A 25,844-nucleotide genomic window follows, 5' to 3' on the forward strand; every position below is an offset into this window, starting at 1 on the left:
CACCATGAGTCAGATCGACATCCGTCCGGTCAGCGCCGCCGATCACGCCGCCTGGCTGGCGCTGTGGCAGGCCTACCTGCGCTTCTACAACACGGAATTGCCGGACGCCGTCAGCCAAAGCACCTGGCAGCGCTTTCTCGACCCGAATGAACCGACCCACGCCGCCCTCGCCTGGGCCGACGGCAAAGCGGTGGGCATGGTGCATTTCATCTACCATCGTTCGAACTGGAGCATCGAAAACTCCTGCTACCTGCAAGACCTGCTGGTGGAGCCGCCAACCCGTGGCACCGGCGTCGGTCGCCTGCTGATCGAATACGTGTACGCCACGGCCAAGGCCGACGGTTGCTGCAAGGTCCACTGGCTGACCCACGAAACCAACGCCACGGCGATCCAGCTCTACGAGCGCATCGCCGAACGCCCGGGTTTCATCCAGTTTCGCAAAGCCATTTAAGGAGCCTGCACATGACGACTTCACTTGCTGACTGGAAAGGCGTGCCGCCGCCCTCCACCACCCTGATCGAAGGCCGCTTCATCCGTCTGGAAAAACTCAACCCGGCACGCCACGGCGATGACCTGTTCAACGCGCTGCAAGGCCCCGGCGCCGACCCGAAACTCTGGGATTACTTGCCTTACGGGCCGTTTCCGGAACGCAGCGTCTTCAATGACTGGCTGAACAACCACGCCGCCCATAGCGATCCGTACTTCTTCAGCGTCATCGACCGCGCCAGCGGCCAGGTGCAAGGCCTTCTCAGCCTGATGTCGATCGTCCCGGCCCAGGGCCGCATCGAAATCGGCCACGTCACCTTTGGCGCGCCGATGCAGCGTTCGCCGAAAAGCACCGAGGCGGTCTACCTGCTCGCGAAGGAATCATTTGCCCTCGGCTACCGCCGCCTGGAATGGAAATGCAACAACGGCAACGCCCGCTCCAAATACGCGGCCGAGCGCCTGGGCTTCAGCTTCGAAGGTGTGTTTCGCCAGCACATGGTGGTCAAGGGCCAGAACCGCGATACCGCGTGGTACTCGATTCTGGACTCGGAATGGCCGGCGATTGCGGCCGGGTTCGAGCGCTGGTTGAGCGATGAGAATCAGACGGCTGAGGGGCAGGTGAAGGGGTTGGTTGAGTGCCGCGCTTAAAGCTCAATCGAAATTAAGTATGTTGCGTTGCGGGTTCAGCTGTTATCGCGTCGAACCCGCACCACACCCATCTTCAGCCCGAACGGGCGAAACACGGCGTTCAGCGATTTAAGCGTCTGATTACCCTCTCCATGTTCGATGTGCACCAACGTACGCACCGAAATCTTGCACATCCTCGCGAACTGGGTCTGATGCAGCCCGGTCACTTCCACGCGCAAACGGCGAACGGCTTCACCGATTTCTAAGGTTCCTTGAGCCAGTGCTTCTTGAATGCTTTCGATGAGCACGGTGCGCTCGGCGACAGTCATGCTCATTTCAGATCCCACTCTTTCAATCGTTGCTCCAGGTTTTTCAGGTGGACGCCCGGATGATTCATTGTCCGGTCAGGCAAACCGCTGGCGCTCAAAATGTCCGGCAACTCGGCCAGGCACTGCGCATCTTCACGCAATCGCTCGAAAGATTCCGGCGCGTCGGACAACCCTGCCAATGGGTCATCCGGATCGGAAATATCCGCCAATGCGCGACAAACCCCTCGCCAATCGACATCTCCCGCCCTCTCCAGCTCTTTTGGCCATTTGGTCGTGCGGGTCACACCTTCGTCATCCATGACCATGGGGGCCAGATCATAAATGGGGGCCAAACGATACGAGCCCTCGTCACGAATGATTGCGGTATTGCGACCGTGGTTATCCGAGTTACCAAGAATTTTGTTGATCAGGTCCCGACGTAAATAGTCCGCCACCAGTGCCGGAATCTGATCCGCTTGCCCCGCATTGCGCCAGAGTTCGGCGAGCATGCGAATGACATCCATATGGCTCATAGCGCTTCCCGGCGTCGTCACTTCGGCCAGCGAATAAATCGACTCCACGGCAAAACGCTCTACCCCTCGGCTCGTCACCTGGCGATCAAAACGCTGCATCCACAAGCTGGGTTTGTTCGCTTCCTCTAACGCCAGACCTTCTGCCGCGACGGTTTCGATGCCCAGCGCCTGAAGCGCCTGGTAGTAGTGGAATTCGCTGCGCAGGATGTCTTGATCGGTTTGACCTCCCTTATTCCGGGCGAACTTCACGAACCAGTGCTGATGGACGTTTTCATCATCCAGCACGGCATCGGGATACAAAAGACCGGCGTGATTCTCTGCCAGAAGAATCTTGGGAGCCTCACCTCCGGCCCCTGTCGCCCCACCAATCGCCGCTCCCATTTCATAGGCATATTCAAGGAAGCGGTGGTCACGGCTGACGACCTCCTGACGCTGAAAACCGATGGGCTTGCGCTCATCGACAGCCTCGGCCGATTCTTTTATCCGCATGTTGCCGATCGGAGCTGGAGTGCAGCGACCAAGCAGATAAAGATCGGCACTGATGCCTGCAGGTTTCTCCAGCCCCAGACGTGCAAGAAGAAACCTTTTAGCGGCGCCTGCCGGCGCGATGTCATGCACGAATGCAGGCGTGATGGATCGCCGGCCTTCCCAATCAAGGGGGAACAGCGCACTCACGGCCTTGGAAAAAGGGGAGCCGATGGCCTCAATGTTCTCGACCAGATACGCCGACTCGTAGCCAAAGCTGCAGCGGCTTTCGAAGCCTTTTTCGGGCGAGTCGAAACTCAACACCATCGCGTCGTGCCATTTGCCGGCGTTGAATATCTGCAATGTCAGGTTGTGCATGCGGCTCTCATCTGCAATTAAATGCATTGCTGCGGTCGTTTGGTGAACTATAAGTGCAATATAGTGCATTTCAGAAGATCGAGAGACTCGCTAATCTGCAATAAAGTGCAGATAAAGAGTTTAAACCTCGAAATAAACGCAAAATAATGCAGATGCTGCTGAGTCCGCCACGGACATCATTCTGTAAAAACCCTCCGCTATACAGGACGCCCTGCTTATAACAAAAAGGACGTTCACCCCCATGCCCTTCCCGCCCCAGCGCCTGTCGTTTGCCATTGCCCTGCTGATCGCCACCAGTGCCGCCCACGGCAAGACCGTGAAGATCGACACCACCACGACTGCATCGCAGACATTGGGCGGCAGCGACACACTGACGATTTCGGCGCCGGGCAGCATTACCAACAGCGGCAAGGCTGTGAGCCTGAAGGACAAAACCAGCGGGGTCGGCGTGATCATCGATAACGCCGGCAAAATCATTTCCAGCGGTGGCCGGGCCATCGACAGCAGTGGCGACCTGACCCAGGCACGCAACTACACCCTCTATAACCGCAGCGGCGGGCAGATTCTCGGTTCCAACGATGCGATTCGCATCGACAGCAACTTTGTCAGCGGCAGCCTGTTGATCGACAACAGTGGCACCATTCGCTCGACCACCGGCCAAGGCCTGGATCTGGATGCGTTGCGCAGCGACGGGGTGAAAACCACCATCATCAACCGCGCGGGCGGGCTGATTCGTGGCGACGCCAGCGACGGCATGAAGACCGGCGCCAATACGACCATCAGCAACTACGGCGAGATCTCCACCGGTGACTCGCACAACGCCGACCAGAAGTTCGACGGCATCGATATCGACACCGCGGCCGGCGTCAGCGTGACCAACTACGGCGTGATTTCCGGCGGCCGGCATGGCATCACCACTGATCTGGGGGCGACGCTGGTCAATTACGGGCAGATCACCGGGCGCAACGGCTCCGGTTTCGGTTCCGATGGCGACGGCACGGTGATCAACCACGGCACCATCACTGGTGCGTATTCCGGGTTGCAAGCCAATGGCGACGGCGACGGCGTGGACATCGACAACATCGCCCACATCGAAAACTACGGCACTATTCAAGGCGTCGGTGCCGGTGGCGTGGACAAGGGCGGTTTCGCCAACGGCAGTGAAGGCATCGCGCTGGGCGGCGGGTACATTCTCAACGCCAAGGGCGCCCTGATCAGCGGTGCCAACAGCGCCATTCTGGTGGATGACGGCAGCGGCGGTTCGGGGCTGGCGGCCACCACGCTGCAGAACTACGGCACGATCCAGGGTCTCGACGGTTTCGGCGTGAAGTTCGTCGGTGAGTTCGCCGACAGCGTGATCAACGGCGGCACCATCAGCGGCAGCAACGGCCTGGCGCTGGATCTGGGCGGCGGCAATGACAGCCTGACCCTGCGCAGCGGCAGCCGCTTTGTCGGCGTGGTCGATGGCGGCAGCGGTTACGACCGCGTAGTGATGGATGACGCAACTGGCGGCAGCTTCGGTGCCAGCCGCAACTTTGAATGGCTGGAGATCAAACAAGGTGCCTGGACACTCACCGGCAGCGGCGACTTCAGCGATGGCGGCGCTGTACGCAACGGCGCCACTTTGATCAACCAGGGCGGCATCGCCGGCAATCTGACCGTGGACGCCGGTGGTGTGTATGCGGGCGGTGGTTCGGTGGGCAACCTCAACGTCAATGGCACATTGCGCACCGACACCCGTCTCGGCACCGCGACCGTCGTGCACGACTTGAACATGGGCAGCGCCTCCACCCTCGCCTACGGCGTCAACGCCGATGGCAGCAGCGCGCCGGTTCAGGTTGGCGGCACGGCCAACCTCAACGGCGCAACACTGGCGGTCAATCCCGGCAGCGGCACGTACCCGTGGCAGAGCCATTACACGGTGCTGCAGGCTGCGCGGGTCAACGGTACGTTCGGCGCGGTCACCAGTGACTACGCGTTCCTCACCCCGACCCTCGCCTACACGCCGACTCAGGTCGACCTGACCTACACCCGCAATGACGTGGCGTTCAATGAATTCGCCGCCACCGGCAACGGCAGCAACGCCGCCAACAGCCTGGCCTCGATCAGCAAGAACAACGCGCTGTACAACGCCCTGCTCAACACCACGCAATCCAGCGCCGGCGCGGCCATCGAGCAACTGGCCGGCGCCAGCAACGCCAATCTGACCAGCGCCACCCTCGGCGCCAGCAGCCAGATCGGCAACAGCATGCTCTCGGCGATGCAACAGATGGGCGGCAGTCCGGGCTTGATGGTCGGCCTCGATCCGCGCGACACACCGATCCTCGCCGCCAACGGCGTACCGTCCGAAGCGCGAAACCTGAATGATCCGAACGCCCGGGGCCGGCTCTGGCTGCAGGCCATCGGCGGCTACGGCAAGCTCGATGGCGAACACGGCAGCAGCGGCCTGGAACAACGCACCAAAGGCAGCGTACTCGGTGCCGACTGGGCACTGAATCGGCAATGGCGAGTGGGTGTGCTCGGCGGTTATTCGAAGACCGATCTGGACGCCACCGGCGTCGACGGCAATGTCGAGAGCTGGCACGCCGGTGTTTACGCGCTGCATCAAAACGGCCCGCTGGCCTTGCGCCTCGGCGCGGCGTACAGCGGCCATCAGGGCGAAAGCAAACGCACCATCGCATTCAATGGTTTCAGCGATCGCCCCAAGGGCGATTACGACGCCGACAGCCAGCAAGCCTTCGCCGAACTCGGCTACGCCATGGGCAGCGGCCGACTGAGCGCCGAACCCTTCGCCAGCCTCGGCTACCAGCGCTATCACCGCGAGCGCTACCGGGAAAAGGGCGGCGCGGCGGCCTTGCAGGTCGACAGCCAGACTCAGGACAACTTCAGCAGCACCTTCGGCGTACGCCTGGCTCATCTCGGCTCGCTGGACAATGGCATGAGCCTGACCCCACGCATGGCCGCCGGCTGGAAGCACACCTACGGCGATGTCAGCAGCTCGACCCGTCAGGCCTTCGTCGTTGGCGGCACCGCATTCAGCGTCGATGGCAGCTCGCTGGATCGTGACAGCCTCGTACTCGAAGCAGGGCTGGATCTGGGCATTTCCGCACGACATACGCTGGGGGTTGGATACAGCGGCGAGATTGGCAGCAACAGCCGTAATCACGGGTTGATCGGGCAGTGGCAGATGAGTTTTTGAGATTTCGCCAATCCAGATTTCAGCGGGCGTTGTAGGTAAAGGCGTCGGGTCGATTGGGTAATCATGGTGGATTCATTACCCGCCGGCGCCCGGGCTACAAAAGCAGACGCCATCACCTGCATCCGGCTCGGAATTGCCCGGCATCGGCGCACCGGCGTCGACTTTTACAGTTTGGCCTCACTTCACCTGAGGCGAACGGAATGCCCATTCAATGCAAATACAAGCTCCAACATCTTGTCCTGGCGGTTGCGCTGGCAGTCGGTTGCGTAGAATTTTCTCTGGCGGAGCAGTCGGAGTCCGACGCGCCCGTTATGGACGAAGTGAAACCCAAGCCTTCGCGCAAGAAGAAAGAAAAACCTGCTCCGCTTGATCTCGCCAAAGAAACCGCGCGTGAGGAAAAGGCCGCACCGACACCGGCCCCAAGCCCCGTCAGCACTGAGATTCCCGTGGTACCCGCTCACACAGCCGACAACACTCCATCCAAAAAAATCGCCACGACAGAGAGCGGCAGTGCGCTCGAAGAAAGCCTGGAAAAACCAGCGCCCTTACCGGAGCCGGTTCTGGCGGAAACGCCCGCCGCTCAACAAGCCCCAGTGGCTGACCAGGCACCGCCAACGCAGTCCCCTTCACAACCGGGCAACTCAGCCATTGCGGCACTGCTCGCCGCCGACGAGTCCACGGCCGCCCTCGCCTACGAGCAACTGGCGGGCGGCAGTAACGCCAATCTCGCCAAGGCCACTTTGAGCAGCGTCACGCCGGTCAGCGCCAGCCTGCTGTCGGCCATGCACCAACTCGATAACCTGCATGACAACCCGCCAGACGCCCCGCGCCACGCGGCCGGAAACACCGAGAGCGGCAGGGTCTGGCTGCAAGCCCTCGGTCATAGCGGCAAACTGGATCGCGATGTGGAGCCCATGCAGCACTCCACCAAAGGACTGCTGCTCGGCGCGGACTGGCGCCTCGATGAGACATGGCACCTGGGCTTGATGGGCGGCACCTCCGACACGCGCATCGACAGCAACGAGCTGGACGGCGATCTCGACAGTTGGCACCTGGGTGCCTACGCCTTGCGCCAGACCGGCCGGTTGTCACTTCGGTTCGGCGCAACCTGGAGCCGTCATGAAGGCAGTACCCGTCGCGAAGTTGCGTTCGGTCGCTTCCATGACCGACTCGAGGGCGACTATCGGGCCAGCACCCAGCAAGCGTTCATCGAGTCGGGATACAACCTGGGCCGGGGCAACATCAGCATCGAGCCGTTTGCCGGCCTCGGCTACCAACGCTACCAGCGTGACGGCTACACCGAGAAAGGCGGGGCGGCGGCGCTCCGGGTGGGGGATCAATTCCAGGGCAACTTCAACACCACCGTCGGCCTGCGCATGGCGAAAGTCAGCACGCTGGATAACGGCATGCGCCTCACGCCACGATTCAGCGCGGGATGGAAACACGTGTACGGCGAGACCGACACCAGCACCCGGCAACGTCTGCTCACCGGCGGCCATGACTACACCGTTTATGGCGCAGAGCTGGATCGCAACAGCCTGACGCTGGACACCGGGCTTGATCTCACCGTTTCGACCAACCATACACTCGGTGTTGCCTTGTCGGGTGAGGTAGGCACCGACAGCCGCCACCACGGCGTATCGGGCCAGTGGCGAATGGCGTTCTGAGTCCAGACGGGGGCTGCCGCACGTTGCGGCAGCGCCCCAAAAGCAAAAAAAGGGGAGCACATGCCCCCCCGAGGTTTAAAGCGTTGTATCGAGGCCGTTATCTCAGCCTTCGATCTCGATCAGGATTTCGCCCGGGTTGACCCGGTCGCCCTTGGCAACGTGGATGGCGGTGACCTTGCCGGCAATCGCGGCCTGGACTTCGGTTTCCATCTTCATCGCTTCGGTGATCAGCACGGCCTGGCCCGCCTTGACGGTGTCGCCTTCCTTGACCAGCACATCGACGATGTTGCCCGGCATGGTGGTGCTGACATGGCCCGGTGCCGAAGCCTGCTTGCGTTTGCTGTTGCCGCCGCCGACGAATTCGTTGAGCGGTTCGAACACCACTTCTTCCGGCATGCCATCGATGGACAGGTAGAAATGACGCTTGCCTTCAGCCTTGACGCCGACACCGGTGATGTCCACGCGGTAGGTTTCGCCGTGAACGTCGATGACGAACTCGGTCGGTACGCCTTCGCCGCCGGCCGAAGCCACCTTGCCCGCTTCCGGGATCGGCAGCAGCACTTCCGGGGTGAGGGTGCCGGCGGCACGCTCTTCGAGGAACTTGCGGCCGATGTCCGGGAACATGGCGAAGGTCAGCACGTCTTCTTCGGACTTGGCCAGTGCGCCGATATCGGCACGCAGCTTGGCCATTTCCGGTTTGAGCAGATCGGCCGGGCGTACGTCGATCACCTCTTCGCTGCCGATGGCCTGGCGACGCAGTTTCTCGTTCACAGTGCCCGGCGCCTTGCCGTAACCGCCTTGCAGGTAGAGCTTCACCTCGTTGGTGATGGTCTTGTAGCGCTCGCCGGCCAGTACGTTGAAGAACGCCTGGGTGCCGACGATCTGCGAAGTCGGGGTCACCAGCGGCGGGAAGCCAAGATCCTCACGCACACGCGGGATCTCCGCCAGCACTTCGCCCATGCGGTTCAGAGCGCCCTGCTCCTTCAACTGGTTGGCCAGGTTGGAAATCATCCCGCCCGGCACCTGGTTGACTTGGACACGGGTGTCGACGGCGGTGAATTCGCTTTCGAACTGGTGGTACTTCTTGCGCACGGCGTAGAAGTACAGACCGATTTCCTGCAACAGCTCCAGGTTCAGGCCGGTATCGAACTCGGTGCCTTTGAGCGCAGCGACCATGGACTCGGTGCCAGGGTGACTGGTGCCCGAAGCGAAGCTGGAGATCGCGGTGTCGATGTGGTCGGCACCGTTTTCAATGGCTTTGAGCTGGCACATGGCTGCCAGGCCGGCGGTGTCGTGGGAGTGGATGAACACTGGCAGCGACTGTTCGGCTTTCAGTGCACGCACCAGTTCACCGGTGGCGTACGGGGTCAGCAGACCGGCCATGTCCTTGATCGCCACCGAGTCGCAACCCATGGCTTCCATTTGCTTGGCCTGGGCGACGAACGCGTCGATGGTGTGCACCGGGCTGGTGGTGTAGGCGATGGTGCCCTGGGCATGTTTGCCGGCAGCCTTCACCGCTTCGATCGCCACGCGCAGGTTACGCACGTCATTCATCGCGTCGAAGATACGGAACACGTCGATGCCGTTGACTGCGGCCTTGGCGACGAACGCCTTGACCACGTCATCGCTGTAATGGCGGTAGCCCAGCAGGTTCTGTCCGCGCAGAAGCATTTGCAGACGGGTGTTGGGCAGCGCGGCGCGCAGTTGGCGCAGACGCTCCCACGGGTCTTCCTTCAGGAAGCGCACGCAGGCGTCGAAGGTCGCGCCGCCCCAGCACTCCAGCGACCAGTAGCCGACTTTGTCGAGCTTGTCGCAGATCGGCAGCATGTCTTCGGTGCGCATGCGGGTGGCGAGCAGCGATTGGTGAGCGTCGCGCAGGATGGTATCGGTGACAAAGATCTTCTTGCTCATTCTTGTATTCCTCACAGGCCTGCGTGGGCGGCGATGGCGGCGGCGATGGCCAGGGCCAGCTCTTCGGGTTTGCGCTTGATCGAGTAGTTGGTCAGTTCCGGGTGGCTTTCGACGAAGCTGGTATTGAACTGGCCGCTACGGAATTCCGGGTTGCGCAGGATTTCCTGGTAGTACGCGGCGGTGGTCTTCACGCCTTGCAGGCGCATGTCGTCGAGGGCGCGCAGGCCACGATCCATCGCCTCTTCCCAGGTCAGTGCCCAGACCACCAGTTTCAGGCACATCGAGTCGTAGAACGGCGGGATGGTGTAGCCGGTGTAGATCGCCGTGTCGGTGCGCACGCCAGGGCCGCCGGGGGCGTAGTAGCGCGTGATCTTGCCAAAGCTCGGCAGGAAGTTGTTTTTCGGGTCTTCGGCGTTGATCCGGAATTGCAGGGCAAAACCGCGATGCTGGATGTCTTCCTGCTTCACCGACAGCGGCAAGCCGGAGGCGATGCGGATCTGTTCGCGGACGATGTCGATCCCGGTGATTTCTTCGGTGATGGTGTGTTCCACCTGCACCCGGGTGTTCATCTCCATGAAGTACACCTCGCCCTCGGCGAGCAGGAACTCCACGGTGCCGGCGTTCTCGTAACCCACGGCCTTGGCCGCGCGCACCGACAGGTCGCCGATGTAGGCGCGCTGTTCCGGGGTCAGCTGCGGGCTCGGGGCGATTTCGATCAGCTTCTGGTTGCGGCGCTGGATCGAGCAGTCACGTTCGAACAAGTGCACGACGTTGCCGAAGCTGTCACCGAGGATCTGCGCTTCGATGTGCTTCGGATTGACGATGCATTTTTCCAGGAACACTTCCGCCGAACCGAAGGCCTTGGTGGCTTCGGAAATGACTCGAGGGAAGTTCTGTTCGAGCTCTTCGCGGCTGTTGCAGCGACGGATGCCGCGACCGCCACCACCGGAAGTGGCCTTGAGCATCACCGGGTAACCGATGCGGTCGCCTTCGCTCAACGCTTCCTCGATGCCCGAGACGTTGCCTTCGGTGCCCGGCGTGACCGGTACACCAGCCTTGATCATGCTGCGGCGCGCTTCAGTCTTGTCGCCCATGCGGCGGATGACTTCCGCCGACGGGCCGATGAATTTGATCCCGCGTTCGGCACAGATGTCTGCCAGCTCGGCATTTTCCGAGAGGAAACCGTAGCCGGGGTGCAGCGCATCGCAGCCGGTTTCCACGGCCAGGTTCACCAGCTTGCGCGGGTTCAGGTAACCGGCCAGCGGCTCGGCACCAATGCTGTGGGCCTCGTCCGCACGCTTGACATGCAAGGCATGCCGGTCGGCGTCGGAATAGATCGCGACCGAACGGATGCCCATCTCGGCGCAGGCACGCACGATTCGTACGGCAATCTCACCACGGTTGGCGATCAGGATCTTTGTTATCACTTGGAGGTTCCCTTGAGCCGGTGGCACCACGACCTGCTAGACCCAGGTCGGCACGTGACCAAATGTTTCCATGTGGTCTCGGCTCCACACTAGCGCTGACAAGGGATTAACAAAAATGAATAAAAATTGGGTCAGGCATAAGTAAAGACTTATAGTCAGTGCACCAGCCAGCGGCCAGAGTCGGTAGAAAATGCGTAAGTCATTGATGCGTATGACATTGCGTCAATTGCAGATCTTTAACGAGGTGTGTGATTTACGATCCTACAGCCGCGCCGCCGAGGAAATGTCGCTCACGCAACCGGCCGTCAGCCTACAGATTCGTCAGCTCGAAGAGCTGATCGGCCAGCCATTGTTCGATTACGTGGGCAAAAAACTCTACATGACCGAGGCGGCCGAAGCACTCCAGCGCGCCAGCCGGGACATCTTTGGCCGCCTGGAAAACCTCGACATGCAGCTGTCGGACATGCAGGGCTCGCTGCAGGGCCAGTTGAAGCTGGCGGTGGAGTCCAGCGCCAAATACTTCGTGCCGCACCTGTTCGCAGCATTCAAGCGCCAGCATCCGGAAGTGAACCTGCAACTGACGGTGGTCAACCGTGGCCAGGTGATCCGCCGCCTCTCCGACAATCGCGACGACCTGGTGATTATGTCGATGGTGCCGCAGGACATGGGCCTGGAGTTTCTGCCGTTCCTCAACAACCCGATCGTCGCCGTGGCGCGTCCCGATCATCCGCTGGCGCACCTGGGCCCGTTGCGTTTGCAGGACCTCGAACCGTACACCTTGCTGATCCGCGAACCCGGCTCGGGCACGCGACTGGCCTGCGAGGAATATTTCAAGGAGAAGCGCGTGCACTTCACCCAGACCCAGGAAGTGGCGTCGGCCGAGGCCCAGCGTGAATGCGTGGTGGCGGGTCTGGGCCTGGCGCTGTTGACGCGCCACGCCCTGAACCTGGAGCTGGCGACCGGCGGCCTGGTCGAGCTGCCGGTCGAAGAGTTGCCGCTGTTTCGCAGCTGGTGCCTGGTGCAAGCCAAGGCCAAACGGCTGTCACCGGTGGCCCACGCTTTCCTGGCGTTTATCCGCAGCGAACGGGTGCAGATCAGCGCGCTGGTTGAGCGCTTCGACGGGAAGCTGCCGGCGCGGCCTGCCAGTAGTTGAGTTTGATGTCCTCGGGAAAATCGCTGATTTCGCTTTGAAGCTGGCGCAGTTCGAAGCGATCTTCGATGGCGCGGCGAAATTCCATGCGGCGCTGGTCTTCCTGCTGACGACGGGTTTTCGCGGCGCTGTTGCGTTCTTCGTAGGGCTGAGCCATTTCGAGTCTCCCAAGGCGAGTACGGGAGTTTCACGATAGGCCCGGGGGATGACGGTTTGGCTTCGTCGGGGTTACAGGCAGATGAAGATTGCCTTCATCCCAAGACAATCAGTCATCCAGCGCTTTCACCGATTTGGGCGACAGCCGCAGACTGCGCAGACTGCGCTTGACGCTCTTGAGGTGGTTGACCAGGCTCGGTCCGCGCGCCATGGCCACGCCCATCGCCAGTACGTCGATCACCACCAGGTGAGCGATGCGCGAGGTCAGCGGGGTATAGATTTCGGTGTCTTCGTGAACGTCGATCGCCAGGTTGACGGTCGACAGCTCGGCCAACGGTGTCTGGCTCGGGCACAAGGTGATCAGCGACGCACCGCTCTCGCGAACGAGGTTGGCGGTGATCAGCAGATCCTTGGAGCGGCCGGACTGGGAAATGCAGATCGCCACATCGGTCGGCTTCAGCGTTACCGCCGACATCGCCTGCATGTGCGGATCGGAATACGCCGCCGCCGTCAGCAGCAGACGGAAGAACTTGTGCTGCGCATCCGCCGCCACCGCACCTGATGCACCAAAACCGTAGAACTCGACGCGTTGGGCCTGGGACATCAACGTCACTGCCCGCTGCAGCTCCAGCGGATCGAGCTTTTCGCGCACCTCCATCAGCGTGTGCAAGGTGGTGTCGAAAATCTTCAGGCTGTAGTCGGCAACAGAGTCATCTTCATGGATCGCGAACTGACCGAAGCTGGCGCCGGCCGCCAGGCTTTGCGCGAGCTTGAGTTTCAGATCCTGGAAACCGGAGCAACCAATGGCCCGGCAGAAGCGCACGATGGTCGGCTCGCTGATGCCGACGCTGTGGGCCAGGTCGGCCATGGAACTGTGCATCACTGCCGCAGGGTCAAGCAGCACGTGGTCGGCGACCTTGAGCTCCGACTTGCGTAACAGGTGACGTGACTGGGCGATGTGTTGCAGCAGATTCAAGGGGCTGGACTCTTGTTATGGAAAGATGTGCTTTGGCCGGATGCCGAGGATGTAGCAAGCTTGTAGTTATACTACATGAATCGGCTTTTTGCCTGCTCAATGCGTAACTGGATCCCCCCGGATCAGGCGACATGCGCTGCATGTAGCCCTTTACAGCGGTTTTTCCTGTTCACGCAGCAACGCGGCAAGGCCGACTGCCTCCACCGGACGGCTGATCAGATAACCCTGCACCTCATCGCAACCCTCAGCTTTCAGAAACGCCAGCTGCTCGGATCGCTCGACACCTTCGGCGACCACTTTCAGTGACAGCCCATGAGCCATCGCAATGATCGCCCGGGTGATCGCCGCGTCCTCGCTGCCCTCCCCCAACCCGCGGATAAAGGCCTGATCGATCTTCACGTAGTCCACCGGAATCCGCTTCAGATAGCTCAGCGACGAATAGCCGGTGCCGAAATCGTCGATGGCCAGCTTCACCCCCAGATCCCGCAACTGCTGGAACGTGGCGATGATGTGTTCGACGCTGTCGAGCAACTGGCTTTCGGTCAATTCCAGTTCGAGGTAGTGCGGCGCCAGACCGGTTTCCTCCAGCACTTGGCGCACCAGACTGACCAGTTTGCCCTGCCGCAGTTGATGCACCGACAGGTTCACCGAAACCCGGATCGGCGCCAGCCCCTGACGCTGCCATTCGCAAGCCTGCCAGCAAGCCTGGCGCAGGACGAACTCGCCGATCGGCCCGATCAGCCCCGTTTCTTCGGCCAGACCGATGAAGTCCCCCGGCGGTACCCGGCCCATGGTCGGATGATCCCAACGCACCAGCGCTTCTGCCGCGTTGAGGCGGCCGGTCGCCAGGCACAGTTTCGGTTGATAGAAGACGTTGAGCTGCTTGTCCTCGATGGCTTTGCGCAACTGGTTTTCCAGTTGCAGGCGCTCCAGCGTGCTGGCCTGGAGGCTGTCGGTGTAGAACTGGAAATTGTTGCCGCCCAGGTGCTTGGCATGTTGCATGGCCATGTTCGACTGGCTGACCAGCGCGGAAATCTCCCGGGCGTTGTCCGGCAGCATGCTGATGCCCATCGAGGCGCTGACCACCAGCTCATGCCCCTCCACGGTCAACGGCAGTCGCAGCTTGCTCGACAGGCGAGTGGCGACCCGCGCCAGGCTCGACAGGCTGCCGTAGGCGTCGAACAACACCGCGAACTCATCGCCGGACAACCGGGCAATGGTGTCGGCTTCCGGCAAGGCATTGACCAGCCGTCGAGACATTTTTTGCAGCAACTGGTCGGCGATCTCGTGACCAAGGCTGTCGTTGAGCAGCTTGAAGCGATCCAGATTGATGTGCAGCAGCGCCAGGCTCCGGCGCCCGCCCTGCCGTACGCGCTGATGGGCTTCGTGCAGGCGTTCGCGGAACAGCGAGCGATTGGCAAGGCCGGTGAGTTCGTCGTAGTGGGTCAGAAAGCGCATGCGCTCTTCGGATTCACGGCGCGCCGACAGATCGGCGAAGAAGCCGACAATATGGCTCACATTTCCCCGCCTGTCGCGCACGGCATTCAATTGCAGCCACTGCGGATACAACTCGCCATTTTTGCGGGTTTCCACCAGCTCGCCCTGCCAGCTGCCGTGCTGTTCCAGCGCGTGGCGGATCGCGACGTAATGACGGCGGGCGTCGCGACTGCACGGCAGTTCGACGACATTGCGCCCGAGCATGTCGTCGATGTCATACCCAGTGACCCGGCTGAAGGCCTGATTGATGGCGATCAGCGCGTAATTCGGGTCGAGGATCACGATGCCTTCACTGGCGGCCTCGAACACCGTCGCTGCGAGTTGCTGTTGGGCTTCCAGGCCTTTGCTGACGCTGATGTCGCGCCGGGTGCCGACCATGCGAATGACCCGCCCGTTTTCGTCGCGCTCCACCGCCCGTCCACGGTCTTCGATCCAGACCCAATGGCCGTCGCCGTGGCGTACGCGGTATTCGATCTGATAATCCTCGGTGCGCCCCTTCAAGTGCTCGATCAGTGCCCGTTTGAGCGGCGGCACATCTTCCGGGTGCAAGCGTGGCCGCAGGTGCCTGAGCAGCCCGGTAACGTATTGCGGGTCAAGACCGAACAGCTCCTGAATCTGCGTGTGGTGAACCTCGTCGGTCTGCAGATTCCAGTCCCACAGCCCCAGTTCACTGGCCTTCAACGCCAGAGCCAGGCGCGCCTCGCTTTTGCTCAGCGCCTGGTTGGCGACGTCCAGCTCCCGGCTGCGCTGGGCGACCCGGTCTTCCAGCTCGACCTGCGCCTCGCGCAGCTTGCCCTCGGCGCAGCGCCGGTGCTCGATTTCCTTCGCCAGCTCCTGATTGAGCTGTTCGCTGCGGGTTTGCGTCTGTTGCAGGTGTTCGATCAGGTGCTGGTTCTGGAAGCGCCGCAGCAAACCACGATCAATCAGCCGATTGACCTGCCACGCCACGACGCTCAAGGAGCCGAGCAGAATCAGCCCGAGCCAGCCCCAGCCGCGCGCCAGTTCGTCACCGCCCCAGAACAGGTAGCCGATGGCCGGCAGCAGGCACGGCAACGTAAAGGAAAGGAAGGCCGGAATGCTCACAGCGTAAGCCACGCTGGCCGACAGGGTCGCGGCGCCGATCAGGCCGAACACCCAGGCCTGCTGCATGAAGTTGTCGGCCGGAACCAAAGCGATGCCGGCGCCGGCCAGGGTCAGGCCGGTCATGGTCGAGCCGAGCAGGAACATCCGCCCCCAGATCGGCTGGGCCTGGCGATCGGGAATCGCCGAATCGAACGCGGCGACCTGAATCACTCGCAACGCCACCAGCGACAACAGCCACACCAGCCAGACGCTGACCACGAAGTAACGCTGCGGGCTCCAGAGCAGAGCGGCGCAGACCAGACCATTGATCAACATGAACAGGGTGGGCAACAGCGAACCCTGGTAAAGAAGGCGCGTGCGCTCGACCGCCATCTGGGTGGCGTAAAGCTTGCGGATCACCCGAGGCTCCACGGAGGGGCCCGACAGGTCGAAGCTGAGGGTCATAGGCAACGTTCTTGTTCTTATAAGTGTGAGCATGCGCCCGGAAACGTGAACGGAGCATACACAAGCCGAACCACTTGCCAAACTGCCCCAGATCATAAATTCACTGAAACTTTTCCACCGCTCGTCCCCCTCCAAAGCCCCGACGCCAGGCGGGCCAACGCCTGTAGCCGGTGACCGACCGGTCGTCACGGGCAGCACTTTCATCGGCTAATGCAAAGCTCGGTTTGCCCGGGCCTGCGGCGCACCCTAGAATGCCCCGATGCGCGATGATCTCTCCCTTCTGCTGAACTCCCTCAACGATGCCCAACGCCAGGCCGTAGCGGCTCCCGTTGGTCGTCAATTGGTCCTGGCCGGTGCCGGCTCCGGCAAAACCCGAGTGCTGGTGCACCGTATCGCCTGGTTGATCCAGGTCGAAAACGCCTCGCCCCACTCGATCCTGTCGGTGACCTTCACCAACAAGGCCGCTGCCGAGATGCGTCACCGCATCGAGCAATTGCTGGGCATCAACCCGGCCGGCATGTGGGTCGGCACCTTCCACGGCCTGGCGCACCGCCTGTTGCGGGCGCACTGGCAGGAAGCCGGGCTGAGCCAGACCTTCCAGATTCTCGACAGCGACGACCAGCAACGGCTGGTCAAGCGGGTGATCCGCGAGCTGGGACTGGACGAGCAACGCTGGCCCGCCCGTCAGGCCCAGTGGTTCATCAACGGGCAAAAAGACGAAGGTCTGCGCCCGCAACACATTCAGGCCAGCGGCGATCTGTTCCTGGCGACCATGCGCGGCATTTATGAAGCCTACGAGGCGGCATGCCAGCGGGCCGGCGTCATCGACTTCTCCGAACTGTTGCTGCGCGCCCTCGACCTGTGGCGCGACCACCCGGGCCTGCTGGCTCACTACCAGAAGCGTTTCCGACACATTCTGGTGGACGAATTCCAGGACACCAACGCCGTGCAGTACGCCTGGTTGCGTCTGCTGGGCAAGGGCGGCGACAGCCTGATGGTGGTTGGCGACGACGACCAGTCGATCTACGGCTGGCGTGGCGCGAAAATCGAGAACATCCACCAGTACTCTTCCGATTTCCCGGACTCGGTGACCATCCGTCTGGAGCAGAACTACCGCTCCACGGCCGGCATCTTGAAGGCCGCCAACGCCCTGATCGCCAACAATACCGGACGTCTGGGCAAGGAATTGTGGACTGACGGCGGCGACGGCGAAGCGATCAACCTTTACGCCGCGTTCAACGAACACGATGAAGCGCGCTACGTTGTCGAAACCATCGAAAGCGCGCTGAAAACCGGCCTGGCTCGCAGCGATATCGCGATTCTCTACCGCTCCAACGCCCAATCGCGCGTTCTGGAAGAAGCCTTGCTTCGCGAACGCATTCCGTACCGCATCTACGGCGGCCAGCGCTTCTTCGAGCGGGCTGAAATCAAGAACGCCATGGCTTACCTGCGCTTGCTGGAAGGTCGCGGCAACGATGCGGCGCTGGAGCGGGTCATCAACGTCCCGGCGCGTGGCATCGGCGAGAAAACCGTCGAAGCGATCCGCGATCATGCGCGCCACAGCGATGTGTCGATGTGGGAAGCCATGCGCCAGTTGGTGGCCAACAAAGGCCTGACCGGTCGCGCCGCCGGTGCACTGGGTGCGTTTATCGAGCTGATCGAGAACCTCGCCGCCAAGTGCGCCGAGATGCCGTTGCACCTGATGACCCAGACCGTCATCGAGCAATCCGGACTGATCGCCTACCACGAAGCGGAAAAAGGCGAGAAAGGCCAGGCCCGGGTAGAAAACCTTGAGGAACTGGTCAGCGCCGCGCGCAACTTCGAGAACACCGAAGAAGACGAAGAGCTGACGCCGCTGGCGGCATTCCTCGGCCACGCGTCGCTGGAGGCCGGCGACACCCAGGCCGACGAGCACGAAGACAGCATTCAGTTGATGACCCTGCACAGCGCCAAGGGCCTGGAATTCCCTTACGTGTTCCTGGTGGGCATGGAAGAAGGCCTGTTCCCGCACAAGATGAGCCTGGAAGAGCCGGGACGCCTTGAGGAAGAACGGCGTCTGGCCTACGTCGGGATTACCCGGGCGATGCAGAATCTGGTCATGACCTATGCTGAAACCCGACGCCTGTACGGCAGCGAAACCTACAACAAGGTGTCGCGTTTCGTACGGGAAGTGCCGAAAGGCCTGATTCAGGAAGTGCGCCTGTCCAACAGCGTCAGCCGGCCGTTCGGCGGCAACCAGTCGATGGGCGGCAGCAACCTGTTCAGTGGCAGCGAAATTCCGGAAACCGGCCTGAGCCTTGGCCAGGCTGTCCGTCACTCGATCTTCGGCGACGGCGTGATCCTCAACTTCGAAGGCGCCGGCGCCCAGGCCCGGGTGCAGGTGAACTTCGCCGAAGGCAGCAAGTGGCTGATGCTCGGGTACGCGAAGCTGGAAGCGATCTAAACGCAGCTCGTCGTTGCTCATCGTTCCCACGCTCTGCGTGGGAACGATCGGACACGAATACTGGAGGCAACATCCATGGGCTCGGGCTTCTTTTCCTCCTGGACGTTCTGGGCCCTGCTCTCGGCCACCTTCGCCGCGCTGACGGCCATCTTCGCCAAGATCGGCATCGAAAACGTCAACTCCGACTTCGCCACCCTGCTGCGCACAATTGTCGTATTGGTCAGCCTGGCCTTGATTTTGTACGCCACGGGCCAATATCAGTCCTTGGGATCGATCTCCGCCAGGAGCTACCTGTTCCTGCTGTTGTCCGGGCTGGGTACCGGCGCTTCGTGGCTGTGTTACTTCCGCGCGTTGAAAGTCGGCCCGGCGTCGCTGGTCGCCCCGGTGGACAAGCTCAGCGTGGTCTTCGTGGCGGTGCTCGGTGTGATCCTGCTGGGCGAGAAACTCGACCTGCGCCAGTGGGGCGGCATAGGCCTGATTACCGCCGGTGTGGTGATGCTGGCCTTGCGCCGCTGATCTATTTCCTGCTGAACCTATCTCCTTTTCCTACAGACAAAAGTACATGGCCTTATTGCCCCGACCGAGCTGAACGTAACCTGTCAGGCAAAAGCCCGAAACACTCTGCCGCTAGCCAGTGACACTTCAGCTGTGCAACATGGCGCGCGTGTCTCCACAAACGGGAATTCCCTTTATGAAACGTTTTCTTAGCATCGCCATGGCGTTGTGCATCGGCCTGACGATGAGCCTCGACGCCAACGCCAAGCGCTTCGGTGGTGGCAAAAGCGCCGGCGCTGCGCCGACGCACCAGACCAGCCAGATGGCTCCTTCTTCCCCAGGCATGGGCGGCGCTGCGGCGACCGCTGGTGCTGCCGGTGCCGCTGGCGCTGCGGCCAAGGCCGGCGGCGCTTCTAAATGGCTCGGCCCTCTGGCCGGCATCGCGGCCGGTGGCCTGCTCGCTTCCATGTTCATGGGCGGTGGCTTCGAAGGCATGCAGATCTTCGACATCCTGATCATGGCCGTGATCGCGTTCGTGATCTTCCGTTTCATCGCCGCCCGTCGCCGCAAGCAGCAGGAGCAGTTCGCTCCGGCCGGCGCGCCGATGCAGCGTGAAGTATTCGAACAGAAACCAGCAGCCATGGGCTCGATCTTCGGCGGTTCGGCGGCACCTGCTGCCGCCCGCCCGGTGATCAACGCACCGGCCTGGTTCAACGAACAGCGCTTCCTCGAAGCCGCCCGCAGCCACTTCCAGGCGCTGCAGCAGCACTGGGACGCCAACGAAATGGACAAGATCGCCGAGTTCGTGACCCCGCAGATGTTCGAGTTCCTCAAGCGCGAGCGCGCGGAACTGGGCGATGCCTTCCAGTCCACCTACATCGACAACCTTCAGGTGCAACTGGATGGCGTGGATGATCGGGCCGACAAGACGATCGCGACCCTGACCTTCAGCGGCGTGTCGAAAACCTCGCGTTTCGACCAGCAGGGCGAAGTGTTCAGCGAAAGCTGGAACATGGAACGTCCACAGGGCGACAACCAGCCGTGGTTCGTTGCCGGTATCCGCCAGAACGGCTGATCACCTCCAACGTTTTACCCGCTGCAATAAAAACCCCGGCTTCGGCCGGGGTTTTCTATTTCGCGGTTGCATCTATAGCGAGCTACTGTATAAACCGGCCCATATAAACCGCGCCATTCAAGCAAGAGGATCCCGGACGTGGAAGAAATCATCGAACAACTGCGCGAAGCCAACGAACCCGTACCGGTTCCTTTGGAATTGCCCGACGAAGACCAGTTGGTGGAAATCGAAGAAGAACTCTTCATCAACATCCCGTTCGTCTTCAAAGAGTTTCTGCTGACCGTCAGCGACGTGGTTTACGGCAGCCTGGAGCCGGTGACCGTCACCGACCCGCAGTCCCACACCTACCTGCCGGACGTAGCCGCCAACGCCTGGGATGCCGGCGTGCCGCGCGACCTGATCCCGATCTGCCAGGACGGTGACGACTACTACTGCGTCGAAGAAGACGGCACCGTGGTGCTGTGGTCGGGCGAAGAAGAACTGATCACCGAAGAGTCCTGGGAATCGGTCTGGCACTGGGCGCGGGACGTCTGGCTGGAAAGCTGAAACGCCACGCCTCCATGGATGCTCAGTGCCCCGATGGTTCCTTGTGGTTGTCGAGGGTTTCCAGCAAGGCGACCTGCATCCGCGTGTGTACCCGGATGAACCAGCGCCAGAGCAGCGCCGCCACGGCGGCCGCGACCACGGCGATCAGCACCAGCAACTTGTTGGTCGGCAAGATACTGGCCGACAAGGCTGCCAGCAGCAGGAAAATCACCAGCAGCGAGATGATCGGGATCACTTCGGCGATCACCCGGCGCACTCGCTGTGTGTGACGCCCGGCCATTTCCGGCTTCACGCCCATCTCCGCCAATAGCATCGACAGCGCCTTGAGCTTGCGATAGGCCGCGATCAGGAACGGCAACGACACCAGCAACGCCCCGCCCCAGATCAACGCTTTCTGCCAGCTCGGCTCGCTGATCCAGTCCTGCATCCAGATCGAGAGCCGCCCGGCAAAGAAAGCGCCGGCAAAGAAGATCGCGATCACCAGCGCCAGATTGACCCCGACCTGCAGCAGAATCCGCCGGATCATCGAGGCCAGCATCGCGCCCTCACCCTGCGGCTGAATGCTGCGCAGCCACTCGCCGTACATCCCGAACACCCGACCAAGGCGCTGCGGCATGGCGGCGGACAGCTTGATCGAGAGCGGATCGGCAGCCCGGATCAGGTACGGCGTCAGCAACGTGGTAATCACCGAAACCGCCACGGCCACCGGGTAGAGGAAGTTGCTGGTGACCTGCAGGGTCATCCCCAGGGCCGCGATGATGAAGGAGAATTCGCCAATCTGCGAAAGCCCCATCCCGACCCGCAGTGAGGTGCGTCCGTCATTGCCGGCGATAAACGCACCGAGGCCGCAGGACAGCATCTTGCCCAGCACCACGGCGACCGTGATCACCGCAATCGGCCACGCGTATTGCAGCAGGATCATCGGGTCGAGCATCAAGCCGATGGCGACGAAGAAGATCGCGCTGAACAGGTCGCGAACCGGTTCGATCAGCCGCTCGATTTTCAGCAATTGCCGCGACTCGGCCATGATTGCGCCGATCAGGAACGCGCCGAGCACCATGCTGTATTCGAGTTTGACCACCAACAGGCAGAAACCGAAACACAGGCCCAGCACCGTGATCAGCAGCATCTCGTTGCTTTCGAATTTCGCCACGTAAGCCAACAGCCGTGGTACCAGCAGAATGCCGATCACCAAGGCGACGATCATGAACAGCGAGAGCTTGCCGACCGTGGAAAACACTTCGCCGGAACTCACCGTGCCGCTGACCGCGATGCTCGACAGCAAGGCGATGATGCCGATGCCGAGAATGTCCTCGACGATCAGCACGCCGAAAATCAACTGCGCGAAACGCTCGTTTTTCATCTTCAGGTCGTTAAGCGCCTTGACGATGATGGTGGTCGAAGAAATCGCCAGGATCGCGCCGAGGAACAGCGAATCCATGGTGTTCCAGTCGAACCAGCGGCCGATTTCGTAGCCGATCCAGATCATCAGCACAATTTCGAGGAACGCTGCGATGAAGGCCGTGGCGCCGACCTTGAACAGCTTGCGCAAGCTGAACTCCAGCCCCAGGCAGAACATCAGGAAAATCACCCCCAGTTCGGCGAGGGTCTTGATCGTTTCTTCATCGTGGATCAGGCCGAACGGCGGTGTGTGCGGGCCGATGATGAAGCCGGCGACGATGTAGCCGAGCACCACCGGCTGCTTGAAGCGGTGAAACAGAACGGTCACCACACCTGCGACCAACATGATCACCGCCAGATCCTGAATAAAGCTGATGGCATGCATGGTGTGGGCTCCTTGAATAACGAGGCTCACGCAAGCATGAAAATGTCTGGGTGAGCTGAGTAAAAATCCGCTTTTGGTGTAGGAATCGCCCTTGGGGAGGCGCTTTTGCAGGGTAACACCGGGACTTCCGGCTGAAAGGCGGTGCAATATATGGAAACAGATCGATTCGGGCGTGACGGCGGCCAGTTGCCTGGCGTCCCGATAACGGTGCTTTTGAAAAGCGACCAGGCACCCGCAGAGGTGTTTCTTCCAGCAACCCTGCCTTGACCCGTGAGAACGTTATGGAACCCGGAAACGCCCAGCTGTCGATGACGGTACTGATGACCCCCGACATGGCCAACTTCTCTGGCAATGTCCACGGCGGCACCCTGCTCAAATACCTCGACGAAGTGGCCTACGCCTGCGCCAGCCGTTATGCCGGCCGCTACGTGGTGACCCTGTCGGTGGATCAGGTGATTTTCCGCGAGCCGATCCATGTCGGCGAACTGGTGACCTTCCTGGCGTCGGTGAACTACACCGGCAACACCTCGATGGAAGTCGGCATCAAAGTGGTGACCGAGAATATTCGCGAGCGCTCGGTGCGCCACACCAACAGCTGCTTCTTCACCATGGTCGCGGTGGACGATCAGCGCAAACCCGCCGCCGTACCGCCGCTGCAACCGCAGAACAGTGAAGACAAGCGCCGCTACATGCAGGCGCAACAACGCCGGCAGATTCGTCAGGAGCTGGAAAAGCGCTATCAGGAAATCAAGGGCGACGCCTGAGTGAAAGCGCGCTCGCGGACTTGGTTCGCGAGCGCCGCAATGATCAGAGGCTGATCGGCGTGGCCTCGAATTTCACCCGCGGATGCGCAATCCGGTCTTGCGCCCGCACCAGTTGCAGTTCGTAACTGGCGCAGGCCTGGGTTTCCAGCAACACCTCATGCACCGCCGCGGCGGTGAATTCGAACGCCGCCACCAGGCTGTCACCGAGCAACACGCGGGCCAGGAACAGCCCGGACGTCAGATCGCCTACTCCCACGGGCTGACGCGGAAACGCCAGCAGCGGACGACGCAGATGCCAACTGCCCTCGGCCGTCACCAGCAACATTTCAAAGCCATCCGCCGGCTTGCCCGGATAATCCAGGTGTTTGACCAGCACCGCTTTCGGCCCGCGAGCCAGCAGCGCCCGCGCCATCGCCAGGCAATCGAACAGCGACTGCGGCTTGCGCCCGGAGAAGCTGTCCAGCTCCAACTGGTTCGGGCACATGAAATCCGCAACGGCAGCGGCTTCCTCCAACAGAAAATCACTGACTTCAGCAGGAACGCTGCAACCCTTTTCCGGATGCCCCATCACCGGGTCGCACAGATATAGGGCTTTCGGGTTGGCCGCCTTGATCCGCTCGATGCCACTGAGAATCGCCCGCCCCTGCGCCGCACTGCCGAGATAGCCGGACAGCACCGCGTCGCAGTTGCCCAGCTCACCGATAGCGGCGATGCCCTCGACCAGCTCGGGGATCCGGTGCGGCGCCAGCACTTCGCCGGCCCATTGGCCGTACTGGGTGTGGTTGGAGAACTGCACCGTATTGAGCGGCCAGACATTCACCCCGACCCGCTGCATCGGAAAAACCGCAGCGCTGTTGCCGGCGTGGCCGAACACCACATGGGACTGGATGGCGAGCAGATGAGGCGTACGTTTCATTCGGGTTTTTCCGTAAAACGATTGAAATTCAAGCCGCGCAGTATGCGACGAAACGCAGCCTGTACGACAGACCGGCGACGCAGTTAAGCTGACGCCATCATTTGGAGTTTCGTGTTGATGCTCACCCTGGAAAACATTTTCGTGCTGATGCTGTTCGCCGTCGCCGCTGCGTGGCTCTGGCACAACCACGGCTTGCGCGAGCGAGCGCTGGAGCGGGTCAAACAGCATTGCGTGAATGTCGGCATCGAGTTGCTCGACGGTAACGTGGCGCTGAAGAAGATCGGTCTGATCAAGGACGCCAGCGGTCGGCGGCGCCTGGCCCGGGTCTACAATTTCGAATTTACCGTGACCGGCGAAACCCGACACAACGGCACCATCACCCAATTCGGCGCACACAGCGCGCAGATTGAACTGGCGCCCTACCCGGCACCGTTCGATGACACGCCTCCCGTGGTGGAGGTGACAAAACCGCGTGGTGAAGTGATCGAGCTGAGCCAGTGGCGTCAGGAACACACCAAGTGGAAGCCTTGAGTCAGCTGACTTGAAGCCGACACTGAGCCAGCCCGGCCTGTAATTCGCCGACAGCTTGCGGTTCGTCGAAAATCAGCTCGATCCGGGAATCCTTGCGCCATTCACTGGGTAGCCAGCTGAGCTTGGCATTGTCCAGCGCATTGGCTGACTGCCAGCCGTCCGGGCTGTGAATCACCAGTTTGGCCCGCCGCCAGTTCGGATTTTCCAGCCATCGGCCAACACCAGCGACGTCGAACACCTGGCTCGGATGCCAGCGCCAACCGATGCTCCACCCCCCCTCCTGTGCCTGACTCAAGCAGATCGGCAACGCCGGATCGCTCCAGATCGCCGGCATCTGTGCCAACCCCTGGGGCACGATCAACTTATCCACACCAGCCTGCGCCCGTACCGCCAGCCCCGGCAACTCACAGAGCGGCAACATCGCCTGTTGCGTCCAGATCAGCCGTACAGGCGGCAACTGTCGGGTGATTTGCTCACGCGTGGGCTCGTCGAGGTTTTCCGCCTTGTTCAACAGCAGCAGGCCTGCGCTGGACAAGGTTTCCTGTTGGGAGTCCGGCAGCGGTCTGCCCGCCGCCAAGGTCTGGGCGTCCAGCACCAGCACGCAAGGTTGTACGGCGAGTACGCCTTGCCACGGCGCCTCGTTCAGTTGCTTCAGCAACTGCGCCGGATGACCGAGCCCGGAGGGCTCAATGAACAACCGATCCGGCTTTGCCTTGCGCAGCAATCGGCCCAGACCGACCTGGAACGGCGCACCGTTCACGCAACACAAACACCCCCCGGCCACTTCGCCCAGTGCGATACCATCGGCGTCGCGGGTCAACAGCGCCGCGTCGAGCCCGATCTGGCCGAACTCGTTGATCAGCACCGCCCAGCGCTCGCCCGCCGGTCGCTGCGCCATGAGCTGGCGGATCAGGCTGGTCTTGCCCGCGCCCAGGGGGCCGGCGATGACGTGGGTGGGAATGTTCTGCAACATGATCAAGG

At 61.6% G+C, this 25,844-nt stretch carries 21 protein-coding genes; 11 read left to right on the top strand and 10 right to left on the bottom strand.

The annotated features are described in order from the left end of the window. The first annotated feature begins 4 nt into the window (after positions 1-4). Positions 5-451: a GNAT family N-acetyltransferase gene (locus ACKJSM_RS18100; protein WP_236179827.1), complete on the top strand. Its 447-nt coding sequence runs from the start codon at positions 5-7 to the stop codon at positions 449-451. 11 nt (positions 452-462) lie between these two features. Continuing rightward, positions 463-1,134, top strand: a complete 672-nt coding sequence (locus ACKJSM_RS18105; protein ID WP_236179829.1) for a GNAT family N-acetyltransferase — start codon at positions 463-465, stop codon at positions 1,132-1,134. A gap of 35 nt (positions 1,135-1,169) precedes the next feature. On the opposite strand, the gene ACKJSM_RS18110 is transcribed toward ACKJSM_RS18105, so the two are convergent. Both ACKJSM_RS18110 and ACKJSM_RS18115 read right to left on the bottom strand, forming a co-directional pair. After that, positions 1,170-1,448 (bottom strand): helix-turn-helix domain-containing protein, encoded by a 279-nt coding sequence (locus ACKJSM_RS18110; protein ID WP_236179831.1) that lies wholly within the window; start codon positions 1,446-1,448, stop codon positions 1,170-1,172. Continuing rightward, positions 1,445-2,797 carry a HipA domain-containing protein gene (locus tag ACKJSM_RS18115; protein ID WP_236179833.1) on the bottom strand — a complete coding sequence of 451 codons (1,353 nt, stop codon included), beginning with the start codon at positions 2,795-2,797 and terminating at the stop codon, positions 1,445-1,447. The genes ACKJSM_RS18110 and ACKJSM_RS18115 overlap by 4 nt, the downstream gene beginning before the upstream one ends. Positions 2,798-3,038: 241 nt before the next feature. Here ACKJSM_RS18115 and ACKJSM_RS18120 point away from each other — a divergent pair, with 241 nt between their 5' ends. Together ACKJSM_RS18120 and ACKJSM_RS18125 are read left to right on the top strand one after the other, a co-directional pair. Beyond that, on the top strand, positions 3,039-5,996 hold the full coding sequence (locus tag ACKJSM_RS18120) for an autotransporter domain-containing protein (protein WP_410238468.1): 2,958 nt from the start codon (positions 3,039-3,041) through the stop codon (positions 5,994-5,996). Positions 5,997-6,307: 311 nt separating this feature from the next. Beyond that, complete coding sequence (locus ACKJSM_RS18125) at positions 6,308-7,663, top strand: autotransporter domain-containing protein (RefSeq protein ID WP_410238469.1); 1,356 nt, start codon at positions 6,308-6,310, stop codon at positions 7,661-7,663. 102 nt (positions 7,664-7,765) lie between these two features. Here the strand turns inward: ACKJSM_RS18125 and oadA are convergent, their stop codons facing one another. Together oadA and ACKJSM_RS18135 are read right to left on the bottom strand one after the other, a co-directional pair. Next, positions 7,766-9,574 (bottom strand): sodium-extruding oxaloacetate decarboxylase subunit alpha, encoded by a 1,809-nt coding sequence (gene oadA / locus ACKJSM_RS18130; RefSeq protein ID WP_236179836.1) that lies wholly within the window; start codon positions 9,572-9,574, stop codon positions 7,766-7,768. An 11-nt stretch (positions 9,575-9,585) separates the two neighbouring features. Then, positions 9,586-11,001 (bottom strand): acetyl-CoA carboxylase biotin carboxylase subunit, encoded by a 1,416-nt coding sequence (locus ACKJSM_RS18135; RefSeq protein ID WP_007954255.1) that lies wholly within the window; start codon positions 10,999-11,001, stop codon positions 9,586-9,588. Between the two features lie 190 nt (positions 11,002-11,191). Between ACKJSM_RS18135 and ACKJSM_RS18140 the strand changes: the two genes are divergently transcribed. Then, a complete protein-coding gene (locus ACKJSM_RS18140) occupies positions 11,192-12,154 on the top strand; it encodes a LysR family transcriptional regulator (RefSeq protein WP_236179838.1) in 963 nt (320 codons plus the stop codon). On the opposite strand, the gene ACKJSM_RS18145 is transcribed toward ACKJSM_RS18140, so the two are convergent. The 3 genes from ACKJSM_RS18145 to ACKJSM_RS18155 form a co-directional block, all read right to left on the bottom strand. After that, entirely contained in the window at positions 12,096-12,308 is a 213-nt protein-coding gene (locus ACKJSM_RS18145; protein WP_410238470.1) for a PA3496 family putative envelope integrity protein, read from the bottom strand. The genes ACKJSM_RS18140 and ACKJSM_RS18145 overlap by 59 nt on opposite strands. A gap of 108 nt (positions 12,309-12,416) precedes the next feature. Then, on the bottom strand, positions 12,417-13,283 hold the full coding sequence (hexR, locus tag ACKJSM_RS18150) for a transcriptional regulator HexR (RefSeq protein ID WP_007954250.1): 867 nt from the start codon (positions 13,281-13,283) through the stop codon (positions 12,417-12,419). Between the two features lie 150 nt (positions 13,284-13,433). Further along, positions 13,434-16,307 carry a putative bifunctional diguanylate cyclase/phosphodiesterase gene (locus ACKJSM_RS18155; RefSeq protein ID WP_410238471.1) on the bottom strand — a complete coding sequence of 958 codons (2,874 nt, stop codon included), beginning with the start codon at positions 16,305-16,307 and terminating at the stop codon, positions 13,434-13,436. Positions 16,308-16,566: 259 nt separating this feature from the next. Here ACKJSM_RS18155 and uvrD point away from each other — a divergent pair, with 259 nt between their 5' ends. From uvrD to ACKJSM_RS18175, 4 genes are all read left to right on the top strand, one after another. Then, positions 16,567-18,750 carry a DNA helicase II gene (gene uvrD / locus ACKJSM_RS18160; RefSeq protein WP_007954248.1) on the top strand — a complete coding sequence of 728 codons (2,184 nt, stop codon included), beginning with the start codon at positions 16,567-16,569 and terminating at the stop codon, positions 18,748-18,750. Between the two features lie 75 nt (positions 18,751-18,825). Then, positions 18,826-19,266 (top strand): EamA family transporter, encoded by a 441-nt coding sequence (locus ACKJSM_RS18165; RefSeq protein ID WP_179693210.1) that lies wholly within the window; start codon positions 18,826-18,828, stop codon positions 19,264-19,266. A 175-nt stretch (positions 19,267-19,441) separates the two neighbouring features. Next, entirely contained in the window at positions 19,442-20,320 is an 879-nt protein-coding gene (locus tag ACKJSM_RS18170) for a Tim44 domain-containing protein (RefSeq protein ID WP_236179843.1), read from the top strand. 138 nt (positions 20,321-20,458) lie between these two features. Further along, positions 20,459-20,866, top strand: coding sequence for an SMI1/KNR4 family protein (locus ACKJSM_RS18175; protein ID WP_007954245.1), 408 nt, complete (start codon positions 20,459-20,461; stop codon positions 20,864-20,866). 22 nt (positions 20,867-20,888) lie between these two features. Here the strand turns inward: ACKJSM_RS18175 and ACKJSM_RS18180 are convergent, their stop codons facing one another. Further along, positions 20,889-22,652, bottom strand: a complete 1,764-nt coding sequence (locus tag ACKJSM_RS18180; protein WP_410238472.1) for a cation:proton antiporter — start codon at positions 22,650-22,652, stop codon at positions 20,889-20,891. 281 nt (positions 22,653-22,933) lie between these two features. Here ACKJSM_RS18180 and ACKJSM_RS18185 point away from each other — a divergent pair, with 281 nt between their 5' ends. Further along, positions 22,934-23,416, top strand: a complete 483-nt coding sequence (locus ACKJSM_RS18185) for an acyl-CoA thioesterase (RefSeq protein ID WP_003229693.1) — start codon at positions 22,934-22,936, stop codon at positions 23,414-23,416. Positions 23,417-23,459: 43 nt separating this feature from the next. Here ACKJSM_RS18185 and pdxY read toward each other — a convergent pair whose 3' ends face one another. Beyond that, positions 23,460-24,332 (bottom strand): pyridoxal kinase PdxY, encoded by an 873-nt coding sequence (gene pdxY / locus ACKJSM_RS18190; RefSeq protein ID WP_039765058.1) that lies wholly within the window; start codon positions 24,330-24,332, stop codon positions 23,460-23,462. 117 nt (positions 24,333-24,449) lie between these two features. On the opposite strand from pdxY, the gene ACKJSM_RS18195 reads away from it, so the two are divergent. After that, positions 24,450-24,863 carry a DUF3301 domain-containing protein gene (locus ACKJSM_RS18195; RefSeq protein ID WP_236179845.1) on the top strand — a complete coding sequence of 138 codons (414 nt, stop codon included), beginning with the start codon at positions 24,450-24,452 and terminating at the stop codon, positions 24,861-24,863. A 1-nt stretch (position 24,864) separates the two neighbouring features. On the opposite strand, the gene ACKJSM_RS18200 is transcribed toward ACKJSM_RS18195, so the two are convergent. Then, positions 24,865-25,836 (bottom strand): CobW family GTP-binding protein, encoded by a 972-nt coding sequence (locus ACKJSM_RS18200; RefSeq protein WP_410238473.1) that lies wholly within the window; start codon positions 25,834-25,836, stop codon positions 24,865-24,867. Positions 25,837-25,844 lie beyond the last annotated feature (8 nt).

This window comes from Pseudomonas sp. PHC1, from assembly GCF_046487845.1.
Classification (GTDB): domain Bacteria; phylum Pseudomonadota; class Gammaproteobacteria; order Pseudomonadales; family Pseudomonadaceae; genus Aquipseudomonas; species Aquipseudomonas sputi.

Coding starts and splice junctions, on each gene's coding strand:
- ACKJSM_RS18120 (WP_410238468.1), top strand. CDS start 3,039: ATGCCCTTCCCGCCCCAGCGCCTGTCGTTTGCCATTGCCCTGCTGATC.
- ACKJSM_RS18185 (WP_003229693.1), top strand. CDS start 22,934: ATGGAACCCGGAAACGCCCAGCTGTCGATGACGGTACTGATGACCCCC.
- ACKJSM_RS18200 (WP_410238473.1), bottom strand. CDS start 25,836: ATGTTGCAGAACATTCCCACCCACGTCATCGCCGGCCCCCTGGGCGCG.
- ACKJSM_RS18125 (WP_410238469.1), top strand. CDS start 6,308: ATGGACGAAGTGAAACCCAAGCCTTCGCGCAAGAAGAAAGAAAAACCT.
- ACKJSM_RS18155 (WP_410238471.1), bottom strand. CDS start 16,307: ATGACCCTCAGCTTCGACCTGTCGGGCCCCTCCGTGGAGCCTCGGGTG.
- ACKJSM_RS18170 (WP_236179843.1), top strand. CDS start 19,442: ATGAAACGTTTTCTTAGCATCGCCATGGCGTTGTGCATCGGCCTGACG.
- ACKJSM_RS18180 (WP_410238472.1), bottom strand. CDS start 22,652: ATGCATGCCATCAGCTTTATTCAGGATCTGGCGGTGATCATGTTGGTC.
- ACKJSM_RS18140 (WP_236179838.1), top strand. CDS start 11,192: ATGCGTAAGTCATTGATGCGTATGACATTGCGTCAATTGCAGATCTTT.
- ACKJSM_RS18115 (WP_236179833.1), bottom strand. CDS start 2,797: ATGCACAACCTGACATTGCAGATATTCAACGCCGGCAAATGGCACGAC.
- ACKJSM_RS18100 (WP_236179827.1), top strand. CDS start 5: ATGAGTCAGATCGACATCCGTCCGGTCAGCGCCGCCGATCACGCCGCC.
- ACKJSM_RS18165 (WP_179693210.1), top strand. CDS start 18,826: ATGGGCTCGGGCTTCTTTTCCTCCTGGACGTTCTGGGCCCTGCTCTCG.
- ACKJSM_RS18105 (WP_236179829.1), top strand. CDS start 463: ATGACGACTTCACTTGCTGACTGGAAAGGCGTGCCGCCGCCCTCCACC.
- oadA (WP_236179836.1), bottom strand. CDS start 9,574: ATGAGCAAGAAGATCTTTGTCACCGATACCATCCTGCGCGACGCTCAC.
- pdxY (WP_039765058.1), bottom strand. CDS start 24,332: ATGAAACGTACGCCTCATCTGCTCGCCATCCAGTCCCATGTGGTGTTC.
- ACKJSM_RS18110 (WP_236179831.1), bottom strand. CDS start 1,448: ATGAGCATGACTGTCGCCGAGCGCACCGTGCTCATCGAAAGCATTCAA.
- uvrD (WP_007954248.1), top strand. CDS start 16,567: ATGCGCGATGATCTCTCCCTTCTGCTGAACTCCCTCAACGATGCCCAA.
- ACKJSM_RS18195 (WP_236179845.1), top strand. CDS start 24,450: ATGCTCACCCTGGAAAACATTTTCGTGCTGATGCTGTTCGCCGTCGCC.
- ACKJSM_RS18145 (WP_410238470.1), bottom strand. CDS start 12,308: ATGGCTCAGCCCTACGAAGAACGCAACAGCGCCGCGAAAACCCGTCGT.